Genomic DNA, 11,134 nt, shown 5'->3' with positions numbered 1-11,134 from the left:
TAAGGGGAGCGATTTTTTTTATTCATAAAGTAAGCTTTCCGCACATAAATCTGTAATGACATATAGTTTGGGAGGGGGAAAAGAAGTGGCTGCAGATCATTCATTACGATTTTCATTAAAAGAATCTGTGTGGTTCCAAAAAGGACAGGAAGTCGAAGAACTTTTGTCAATTTCGTTAGATCCAGACGTTGAGATAGAAGAGCTTGATCATGAAGTAATCGTGAGAGGACAATTAGATTTAACGGGAGAGTATGTTGCACGAAAAGATGATTCGGCGTATTCATTAAGAGAACTATCGCCAGCAAAGTCAATTGATTATGTAGAAACAAGAGAAGATGGGGTTAATGAACTTGTTCATTCCTTTCCACTTGAAATATCAATTCCGAGAAATCGAGTGAAAGTAATTGAAGAGCTATATGTATCAATCGAGGAATTTGATTATGAATTAAAGGAAAATGGTTGCTTACAATTATTAGCGGATATATCTATTACCGGTTTGTGTGATGAAGAGAGAGGCGAGGATGAAGTTGAAGAGGAAGAAACGGTGTATGCTGAGTTAGAAGAAGATTCAGCGCAAGAGGATGAAAATAGACCGGCGCCGCATGTAGAAGAACCGGCATATAAGGAATCAGATGAGTGGGAAGATTACGCATTTGAACCGTTCCAATTAGAGGAAAGAAAAGAGCAGGAATTAGAAGAAGAGAAAATAGAAGAACATGAATTTGTGGAACGTGAAGAGGAGCAAGAAACAACGCCGCAATTTGAACTGTTCGGACGAAAAGATTTCAAGAAAGAAAAAGCGAAAAAGCAGGAAGAACAAGAAGAAGAGTACTCACAGCGAGATGAAAATGCGCTTTATTTAACAAAACTATTTACGAAAGAACCGGAAGAAGAATTTACAAAGTTAAGAATGTATTTCGTGCAAGAAGGAGATACAATTGAATCTATTGCAGACCGTTATGAAACGTCTGTACAAAATTTATACCGTGTTAATCAAACAGAAGATATATTTTTAAATACGGGGCAAATTATTTATATTCCCGTTTCAAGGGTAAAGACGAAATAAGGAAGTGAGTGTTTTCACTCACTTCCTTTCTTAGAGGCTATGTTTTGAATAGAAAGGGTTATTCGTATGGATATTGAGTTGCGAAATCACTATGAACCTATCGTGAGGCAATATAGATTGGATACGCAGCATATGGAAGAGCACGGAAATGTAATGAAAATTTATACGAATCAAGGTCCATATGCACTCAAGAAAATAGAAGGCAGAAAGTTAGAGCGGAATAACTTTCTGCATCATATTCAATATTTGAAGGAGAAAGGTTTTTCAAATTATGTACCTATATATCATGCGACGGATGGAAGTTATATTTTAAGTGACGGGACGTATAATTATTATTTAATGCCTTGGTTAGAACGTGCAGAAGGAAACGGTGAGGACAATGATCAATATCATAAAATGTTTCAGACACTTGGAACGTTGCATCAAAAAACTGTGAAGGAAGAAATGTATACGGAAGAAGATTTAGAAAAACATTATACAAGTATATCCGATCGTTGGGAAAATGATGGTGAGATGTTAGAAGAGTTTCTCGTAGAATCTGAATCAAAATGGTATATGTCCCCGTTTGAATTGCAATATTGTACGTACTATCATCATGTAATGAGAGCGCGTGAATTTGCAACGAAGCAATTAAATGAGTGGAACGATGCGATGAAAGAAAAAGAGAAAACGCGTATTACTTTTGTGCATGGTAATGTGTCACTTAATCATTTTTTATTTGACTATGAGCGGAATGGCTATTTTATTAGTTTAGAAAAATCGAAGTTTGCAACGCCTGTGCAAGATATAGTAGGTTTTTATTCACGGTCTTTAAACACATATCCAATCGCAAGAAGTGATCGGTTTGAATGGTTTCAAATGTATCAAAAAAATTTCCCTTTTACGAAAGAAGAGCAACTACTTATGTTTGCGTATATGACGTATCCATCGCAATTTATTCGGCAAATCCAGTCCTATAAGAAAAGAAGAGATAATCGCAACGAGGAAAATGAACTGCGCGGAGTAAAGAGTTTGCAACAATCGCATTGGCTCGTTAGCAATATAGAATATTTCCTGTCACAATTACAAGCTGCCCAGCAAGGGAACGGATAAAGTAAAGGCATTCCCCGCTGATGATTAGCCTTCACCAATTGGGCGTTTACGGGCACCAGGGCTCCCATCTAACTTCTTTGCTTCAGCTGAGTTTTAAGGTGGAGGTCTTACTGCCCGCAAATAGCGGGGGAAAGAAGATAAGTAGAGGATTCTACTTATCTTCTTTTTTTGGCACGAAAAGCTGTAGTTTTAAATTTGTCTTGACGAATAAGGTTTCGTTTTTTACACTATTGTATATAATAATTAACAATCATATAAATGCCTTGAAGGGGAAGAGTATAACATGAAACGTCTTCAGAGAGGAGAATCATTAGCTGGGAGATTCTCTAGATAGTTATGTTAGAAGGTAGCCCTGGAGCATCTTTTCTGAACGGAATAGTTCTTATTAGGAAAAGACGGATTTGTCCGTTATCAAATTAAGAGTATAAGCAAATTATGAATTTGTTTGTAAATAAAGGTGGTACCGCGATGTCCCTCGTCCTTTTTGGATGAGGGACATTTTTTATTTTAAGGAGGGAAAATAATGTCAAACACGGAAAAGAATTTACCAACTAAATATGATCATATGTCCGTTGAAGAAGGCCTTTATCAATGGTGGCTTGAAGGCAAATATTTTGAAGCAACAGGAGACGAGAAGAAACAACCATATACAATTGTAATTCCACCTCCGAACGTAACTGGTAAGTTACACTTAGGTCATGCTTGGGATACAACTCTTCAAGATATTTTAACTCGTACGAAGCGTATGCAAGGATACGATGTGCTATGGCTTCCAGGAATGGACCATGCTGGTATTGCAACACAAGCAAAAGTAGAAGGAAAACTTCGTGAAGAAGGTATTTCACGTTACGATCTTGGCCGTGAAAAATTCCTTGAAAAAGCTTGGGAGTGGAAAGAAGAATACGCTTCTCACATTCGTCAACAATGGGGAAAAGTTGGTTTAGGACTAGACTATTCTCGTGAACGCTTCACATTAGACAAAGGTTTATCAGATGCGGTTAATAAAGTATTCGTTCAATTATACGAAAAAGGCTTAATTTACCGTGGTGAATATATCATCAACTGGGATCCAGCAACACGCACAGCTCTTTCTGATATTGAAGTAATTCATAAAGAAGTTCAAGGTGCATTCTACCATATGAACTATCCGTTAACAGATGGTTCTGGTCACATTCGTCTTGCGACAACTCGTCCAGAAACGATGCTGGGTGATACAGCAGTAGCAGTTCATCCCGAAGACGATCGTTACAAACATTTAATCGGAAAAACAGTTACACTTCCAATCGTAGGCCGTGAGATTCCGATTATTGCTGATGAGTACGTAGAAAAAGATTTCGGAACGGGCGTTGTAAAAATTACACCAGCTCATGACCCGAATGACTTTGAAGTAGGTAACCGTCATGACTTACCACGCATTTTAGTAATGAACGAAGATGGAACAATGAACGAAAAAGCTGGTAAGTATAACGGTATGGATCGTTTCGAATGCCGTAAAGAATTAGTGAAAGACTTACAAGAAGCTGGCGTATTAGTAGAAATCGAGCCACATATGCATTCAGTAGGTCATAGTGAGCGTAGCGGTGCAGTTGTTGAGCCTTATTTATCAACACAATGGTTCGTAAAAATGGCTCCACTTGCTGAAAAAGCAGTAGCGCTTCAACAAAAAGAAGAAGAAAAAGTAACGTTCGTACCAGAGCGTTTTGAAAACACATATTTACGCTGGATGGAAAATATTCATGACTGGTGTATTTCTCGTCAATTATGGTGGGGACACCGTATTCCAGCTTGGTACCATAAAGAAACTGGTGAAGTATACGTAGGTACAGAAGCACCAGCAGATATTGAAAACTGGAATCAAGATAATGACGTACTTGATACATGGTTCAGTTCAGCGTTATGGCCATTTTCAACACTTGGTTGGCCAAATGAAGATTCAGCAGACTTCAAACGTTACTATTCAACAGATGCACTAGTAACGGGTTATGATATCATCTTCTTCTGGGTATCTCGTATGATTTTCCAAGGTTTAGAGTTTACAGGAGAGCGTCCATTTAAAGATGTATTAATTCACGGTTTAGTTCGTGATGAGCAAGGTCGTAAAATGAGTAAATCTCTTGGTAACGGTATTGATCCAATGGATGTTATCGAGAAGTACGGTGCAGATGCAATGCGTTTCTTCTTATCAACAGGAAGTGCACCAGGTCAAGATTTACGTTTCAGCATGGAAAAAGTAGAATCTACTTGGAACTTCATTAATAAAATTTGGAACGCATCACGTTTCGTATTAATGAACATGGATGATATGAAGTATGAAGAAATCGATTTAACTGGTGAAAAATCAGTAGCAGATAAGTGGATCTTAACTCGCTTAAACGAAACAATCGAAAGCGTAACACGTAACATGGATAAATATGAGTTCGGTGAAGCTGGTCGTTCATTATACAACTTCATTTGGGACGATTTCTGTGATTGGTATATTGAAATGGCGAAACTTCCACTATACGGTGAAGATGAAGCAGCTAAGAAAACAACTCGTTCTATTTTAGCTTACGTATTAGATCAAACAATGCGTCTATTACACCCATTCATGCCATTCGTAACAGAGAAAATTTGGCAACATTTACCGCATGAAGGCGAGTCTATTACAGTAGCTGCGTGGCCAACAGTTCGCGAAGATTTACAAGATACGGAAGCTGCGGCAGAAATGCACCTTCTAGTTGATATCATTCGCTCTGTTCGTAACATCCGTGCAGAAGTAAATACGCCAATGAGCAAAAAAGTTCAAATGCAAATTAAAGCAAAAGATGAGGCTGTACTTGCTCAACTTACGAAAAACAGCTCTTACATTGAGCGTTTCTGTAACCCAAGCGAATTAACAATTCAAACGGACTTACAAGCGCCAGAAAAAGCAATGACTGCAATCGTATCAGGTGCAGAGTTATTCTTACCGTTAGCTGATCTTATCAATCTTGATGAAGAGAGAGCTCGTCTTGAGAAAGAACTTGAGAAGTTCGATAAAGAAGTAGAACGTGTACAGAAGAAACTTTCTAACCAAGGTTTCGTAGCGAAAGCTCCTGCAGCGGTTATTGAAGGAGAGCGTGCGAAAGAGCAAGATTACCTAGAAAAACGCGAAGCAGTTCGTCAACGTCTAGCAGATCTTGAAAAGTAAAAATGTTTTTAGAGACTCACTATATTGGTGAGTCTCTTTTCTTTGCGTATAATAGAACTATGAAAGTTGTCTTTTGAAAGGGGAAAAACATACGTGATACATACATACGAAGAAGCGATAGGGTGGATCCATAGCCGATTGAAATTTGGAATTAAGCCAGGATTAGAAAGAATGAGATGGATGTTAGAAGAACTTGGAAATCCAGAGCGTCATATAAAATGTGTTCATCTTGCTGGTACAAATGGAAAAGGTTCAACGTTAACATATATGCGTTACATGTTAGAAGGCGCGAAATATAAGGTAGGAACGTTTACCTCTCCTTACATCGAATCATTTAATGAACGCATTAGTGTGAATGGAACACCAATTGCAGACGAAGAGATTACTGAACTTGTAAAGATGGTAAAACCAGTCGTGGAAAAACTAGATGAAACGGATTTAGGGGAAGCGACAGAGTTTGAAATTATTACTGTTATGGCGATTTGCTATTTCGGAAAATTCAATTTCTGTGATGTTGTTTTATTTGAAACAGGGCTTGGTGGACGTTTTGATTCTACCAATGTTATACACCCTGTTCTCACGATTATTACAAATATAGGTCACGATCATATGCATATTTTAGGAAATACACTAGGGGAAATTGCATATGAAAAGGCGGGGATTATTAAGTCTGGCGTGCCCGTAATTACTGGTGTACAAGATGAAGAAGCTTTGCAAGTCATTCAAAATGTTGCAAAGGAAAACCATGCAAACTTATACGAACTTGGCAAGCATTTTACAGCGTTACATAAACAGTCTAACGAAGATGGGGAACAGTTTGATTTTACTTGTCCTTTTTCCGCATTTGAAGATTTGCAAATCTCAATGAAAGGCATTCATCAAGTAGGAAATGCAGCGCTAGCACTTATGGCAGTAATGTATGTGAAAACATATTTATCATTTTTAATTGAGGAAGATGAGATAAGAACGGGATTACGGGAAGCATATTGGATTGGGCGCTTTGAAAAGCTGCAAAGTAACCCGGATATTATTATAGATGGTGCTCATAATCCAGAAGGTATCGAAAGCCTTGTGAAAACAGTAGAAGCACATTACAAAGATAAAAATGTAATAGTGTTATTTACTGCCCTTGGTGATAAACAATTACATAACATGGTAGGCCAATTAGAAACCATTGCAGATGAAATTATTTTTACAACATTCGCCTTTGATCGTGCTATTTCTGCTGACAAGCTTGCATCATATTCACAGAAAGAATCAAAATTAGTTTTTGAAAATTGGAAAGAGGCAATTGATACAAAAGTTGAAAAGATAGCAGAAAATGATGCTTTTATCATAACAGGTTCTCTTTATTTCATTTCTGAAGTACGAAAATATATTCGCGAGAAAAACTAGATAGTCTTTGCTATCTAGTTTTTTTGTTCTACAAATGAAGTCAAATGCATACATATAAGATAAATATATAGGGTTATTTGGCGAATTCCTCTGACAAATATCTCGTTTTTTTATGAAATGAATATGATATGATGCGGACAACGATAAGAGGTGAGGTGTGAGTGTATGGACAAGCAATCACGAACGATCTCAGTGAAAGTGAATGGAACAGAAGCGAAGTATGAGGAAAAAAAGAAAGATGAATTTGAATGGATGGTAGTAGAAAGTGAACGACCGAAAAATGTTGTTCCGTTTCAAAAAGCGAAATCAATGTCTGTGGAAAAATACCGAAAGAAGTGGAGTAATACATTAATTGTAATCGTTGCAACTGCAATCATTATCGGTACGGCGTTTGGAATGGGGATGCTTCATTTACTTACTGGACAAGGAACGACAGGAGGAAGTGAAGTGACAGCTTCAAGGCCGACTGGAAATGGAGAATCAAAGGTGGGTGGAACGGCAGAACAAACACCAGCACCGAAAGAAGAAAAACAAAAAGCACAGACAGGAACGTCATTGGATCCGATGAAATTATTTTTTGTTCAAGGGGGGCTTTATTCTTCTGAAGAAAAGGGACAGGCAGCTCTTGAAGAATGGAAAGGCAATGGGGGCATTGGTGCTTTGAGACCGAGCGGTGATAAGTATGCAATAGTTGTTGGTATTGCTAGCGATGAACAGTCTATAAATCAATTAATGACTAAGTATAAAAATGATGGTGTCTCCGTTTTAAAAAAGAGCTGGGATATAACAGATAAAGCATTGCTGAAAGATGATAAAGAAGTAGGGACATTTTTAACAAAAGTGCAGCCATTATACACTCATTTAGCAAAATATGCTTCTAGCGTACAAGTTGGTGGAAAAAGCAGCCCAAAAGATATAGAAGCAATTGAAAAAGAATGGAAAAAGGTTGAAAAAGAAGGGGAAAGTATGAAACGAGAAGAAGCAAAGAAACTGTATATGTATACGTCGGTAGCTGTACAAACAGTAAAAGATGGGAAGGTGGATAAGGAATCTTTGGCGAAATTAAATCAAGTTATTATTGATGGTTTACTCTCGTATGAAAAAATTGTTTCGTAGAAAGTGAAATGATAGGATAATAAAATGAGTAAGAAAGAAGTACATGTACTTCTTTCTTTTCTTTTGAATTTAGAGCAAAGTGCTTTCTCTATGACGGGAATATAATCGTATGCAATAAAGAAGTTTTATTTTAGTTAGAGAAATTAATATTTCTTTCATTTGTGGGCAAACTATTCCTTTGATACGATTAATATAAATTGTTCTGCTTCATGTGAGAAAGGAAGGAGAAAATATGAGAAAAATAATTTTAGCTTCAGGATCACCTCGGAGGAAGGAATTACTTGAGTTAGCTAGTGTGCCATTTGAAATCGTTGTAAGTGAAGTAGAGGAAACAATTGGTGCATATTCATCGCCTTCTGATATTGTAATGTCGCTTGCCTTGCAAAAAGCATCAGCGGTGGCAGAAAATAATAGTGATTACATTGTGTTAGGTGCAGATACAATTGTTACATATGAGTCGCGTATTCTTGGTAAGCCTTCTAATGAGGATGAGGCGAAAGAGATGTTACAATTACTATCAGGGAAAACACATGAAGTGTATACAGGTGTTGCGATTATAGCAAAAGAAAAAACGGTTACTTTTTATGAGCGTACAGAAGTTACATTTTGGGAGTTAACAGAAGAGGAAATTGATACATACGTCGCGTCGAAAGAACCTCTTGATAAAGCCGGTAGTTATGGGATTCAAGGTAAAGGATCTATTTTCGTTCAAAATATTCAAGGGGACTACTATAGTGTAGTTGGCTTACCAATTGCACGTCTCGTTCGGGAATTAAAACAATTTGATATTGATGTAACCCATGCGTAAAATTGCATGGGGTTTTCTTTGAGAGAACAAATAAAGGGGTGGAGAGATGAACGGTATTCGTGATGTTGTAAGAGAAGAACAGCCACGGGAGCGTTTATTGTTAGAAGGTGCTGGAAGTTTATCAAATCGAGAGCTTCTCGCAGTGTTACTCAGAACAGGTTCTAAAGAAGAAACAGTTTTAAAGTTGTCAGATAAAATTTTACACCAATTTGATGGCTTACGTATGTTGAAAGATGCAACATTAGAAGAGCTAATTAGTATACATGGTATTGGGATTTCAAAGGCATCGCAACTTATGGCAGCCTTTGAACTAGGCAGAAGAATGGTACGTTTAGAATATCAAAATAGATATAGTATTCGAAGTCCAGAAGATTGTGCGAAATACATGATGGAAGAAATGCGTTTTTTACAACAAGAGCATTTTGTTTGTTTATATTTAAATACAAAAAATCAAGTTATACATAGGCAAACGATCTTTATTGGAAGTTTAAACACGTCAATTGTACACCCGAGGGAAGTTTTTAAAGAAGCCTTCCGTCATGCAGCAGCCTCTATCATATGTCTTCATAACCATCCCTCAGGAGATCCCACGCCGAGCCGTGAAGATATTGAAGTAACCAAACGCTTAGTAGTTATGAATACTAGGGTGAGCATATTTAATTAACATTGGTATGACAGAAAAATTAATATTAAATGCTTCAAAAAAATTATTTGATAATTCTGAAAAAGATTGTTTTTTAATCTAAATATTGGTTAAATAAATAATATAGTATTAATGTGAGTGAGATTCAATAAAACTTTTAGTAGCCCCTACTATGACAACGCTAAAATGTAGTTGTTTGTTGTAGTAAATATATTTGGGGTTAATGAAGTGAATTTTTTGAAGTTAGTTTTTGGTGAAGGGAGGAAATAGATTTAACGGTAGAAAAATATGCTCTTAAAGTACTTTTTTGTAACTAGTTAGAAAAATAAAAGGAATGAAACTATAAATGGGATATATTAAATTAAATCAATTGATTAATGTATTAGACGATAATGATAGATTACTGGGGTTTATTGAGTACTATAAACATTTAGATATAGACGGTATGCATTATGTTGAATTTAACAGTAAAGAGAATATCATTCATATCAGCACACCCGATCACGATATTCATAAAGAAACTACATGTTTTTTAATTAAATTAAAGTATTATAATGTGCCAATTAACACTGTGAATAGGTCAGCCCATGATTTAAAAAAGTTTCTTGATTTTCTAATGTTTTGGAAAATAAACCTTTTAGAAATTGACTTATTTGTGATAATAGTATCTTTTGTTTCCTACCTTCGAGTATTAAAAAATCAAAGAGCAAATAAAGCTTCAATTCAATGGGCTATAATCGATAAAGTGCCACTTCATCAAAAGGCACTCAATTTTAAAAAATTATCATCTATTAGATATAACAATGAAGGGTTTATGGAGAATGAGTTGTTTGAGGATTTTAAAATTCATACAATTCAAAGTAGTATATACACAGTTTTAGCATATTTAGAATTTCTTCGAGATTTTACATACAAATACAAAGGATTACAAATTGACGTATTACCTACAAAATTATCAAGAGCGTCTAATATTTTAACAGGGACTCTAAAAACAAAAAAAGAGTATGTAACGTATGATGTGAATTCAATTATGCAAGAAGCTGGGATAAACGTTAATAGATTTTCAATTGAACGAATAAAACCACTTTCAGAGGAAATATTTTCGCTTCATGAAATAAATCTTTTTATGAATAGTATCCCCGAAAACGATAAGGTCGCCAAGTTAATGTTTAATATTTTAATGTTTTTTGGTTTAAGAAGAGCTGAGGCATGTAATTTAATGATTAATTCAAGAAATATTCCGCAAGATCTATATTTATGGGATGTTAATGTAGCTAAAAAATGGTTGAAAGAGAATTTGAGAGGGGATATTGAGTATGACATAAAACTAAAAAAATGGGTATGTCACATTATTCGAAGAGAAGCTAGTAACTTTCAATCACAACATAAAAGTATTAATCGTAGAATTCCCTTAATGTTTTCACAGGAAGATTTCTGTTCTGTTCTTTTGGAACACATAATTCTTAGACAAATAACTTTAAATGAGACTAGACATAAACATGATTTTCTTTTCTTCTCGACTTCAAACAATTCTAAAGGAAAACCAATAACTGGTGGAACTATTTATTCCAAATATAATAGTATTAAGAAAAATTCAGGACACGAAGAATTTTTTTCAAAGTATTCCCCGCATACTTTTAGACATTTTTTTGCAACGTATTTAATTAGATATAAGAAGATATCAATTTATGATGTTAGTGTATGGCTAGGGCATAGAAATGAGAAAACAACAAAAAAAGTATACTTACACTATCTACCTCAAGAAAATGACGATGACATAAGCATTGTAGAAGATATGGTTGATGTTTTTCGGAAGAATTAGGTTGAACTTTTATACCAATTAAT

At 35.7% G+C, this 11,134-nt stretch carries 8 protein-coding genes and 1 other annotated feature; all 8 genes read left to right on the top strand.

Annotated elements, in window-relative coordinates; translation table 11 throughout:
* Positions 1–55: 55 nt before the first annotated feature.
* Positions 56–1,066: a stage VI sporulation protein D gene (gene spoVID / locus MR169_RS02495; protein ID WP_128267123.1), complete on the top strand. Its 1,011-nt coding sequence runs from the start codon at positions 56–58 to the stop codon at positions 1,064–1,066.
* Between the two features lie 66 nt (positions 1,067–1,132).
* On the top strand, positions 1,133–2,158 hold the full coding sequence (gene ysxE / locus MR169_RS02490; protein WP_000350655.1) for a spore coat protein YsxE: 1,026 nt from the start codon (positions 1,133–1,135) through the stop codon (positions 2,156–2,158).
* A 254-nt stretch (positions 2,159–2,412) separates the two neighbouring features.
* Positions 2,413–2,644: a binding site (T-box leader), on the top strand.
* A 37-nt stretch (positions 2,645–2,681) separates the two neighbouring features.
* A complete protein-coding gene (locus tag MR169_RS02485) occupies positions 2,682–5,327 on the top strand; it encodes a valine--tRNA ligase (protein ID WP_000072250.1) in 2,646 nt (881 codons plus the stop codon).
* Positions 5,328–5,420: 93 nt separating this feature from the next.
* Positions 5,421–6,722, top strand: coding sequence for a bifunctional folylpolyglutamate synthase/dihydrofolate synthase (locus MR169_RS02480; protein WP_061664901.1), 1,302 nt, complete (start codon positions 5,421–5,423; stop codon positions 6,720–6,722).
* A 165-nt stretch (positions 6,723–6,887) separates the two neighbouring features.
* A complete protein-coding gene (locus MR169_RS02475; RefSeq protein WP_000361012.1) occupies positions 6,888–7,838 on the top strand; it encodes a hypothetical protein in 951 nt (316 codons plus the stop codon).
* A gap of 232 nt (positions 7,839–8,070) precedes the next feature.
* A complete protein-coding gene (locus tag MR169_RS02470) occupies positions 8,071–8,646 on the top strand; it encodes a Maf family protein (RefSeq protein WP_001226294.1) in 576 nt (191 codons plus the stop codon).
* 46 nt (positions 8,647–8,692) lie between these two features.
* Positions 8,693–9,310: a RadC family protein gene (gene radC / locus MR169_RS02465; protein WP_242318840.1), complete on the top strand. Its 618-nt coding sequence runs from the start codon at positions 8,693–8,695 to the stop codon at positions 9,308–9,310.
* A gap of 325 nt (positions 9,311–9,635) precedes the next feature.
* Positions 9,636–11,111, top strand: a complete 1,476-nt coding sequence (locus MR169_RS02460) for a tyrosine-type recombinase/integrase (protein ID WP_242318839.1) — start codon at positions 9,636–9,638, stop codon at positions 11,109–11,111.
* The last annotated feature ends 23 nt before the right edge of the window (positions 11,112–11,134 follow it).

The sequence above is a fragment of the Bacillus cereus group sp. BfR-BA-01349 genome (assembly GCF_022663795.1).
Lineage (GTDB): Bacteria > Bacillota > Bacilli > Bacillales > Bacillaceae_G > Bacillus_A > Bacillus_A cereus.
The sequence above is the reverse complement of the archived record's forward strand: the minus strand, read 5'-3'. Positions and strand labels throughout refer to the sequence as shown.

Coding starts and splice junctions, on each gene's coding strand:
- spoVID (WP_128267123.1), top strand. CDS start 56: ATGACATATAGTTTGGGAGGGGGAAAAGAAGTGGCTGCAGATCATTCA.
- ysxE (WP_000350655.1), top strand. CDS start 1,133: ATGGATATTGAGTTGCGAAATCACTATGAACCTATCGTGAGGCAATAT.
- MR169_RS02485 (WP_000072250.1), top strand. CDS start 2,682: ATGTCAAACACGGAAAAGAATTTACCAACTAAATATGATCATATGTCC.
- MR169_RS02475 (WP_000361012.1), top strand. CDS start 6,888: ATGGACAAGCAATCACGAACGATCTCAGTGAAAGTGAATGGAACAGAA.
- MR169_RS02470 (WP_001226294.1), top strand. CDS start 8,071: ATGAGAAAAATAATTTTAGCTTCAGGATCACCTCGGAGGAAGGAATTA.
- radC (WP_242318840.1), top strand. CDS start 8,693: ATGAACGGTATTCGTGATGTTGTAAGAGAAGAACAGCCACGGGAGCGT.
- MR169_RS02460 (WP_242318839.1), top strand. CDS start 9,636: ATGGGATATATTAAATTAAATCAATTGATTAATGTATTAGACGATAAT.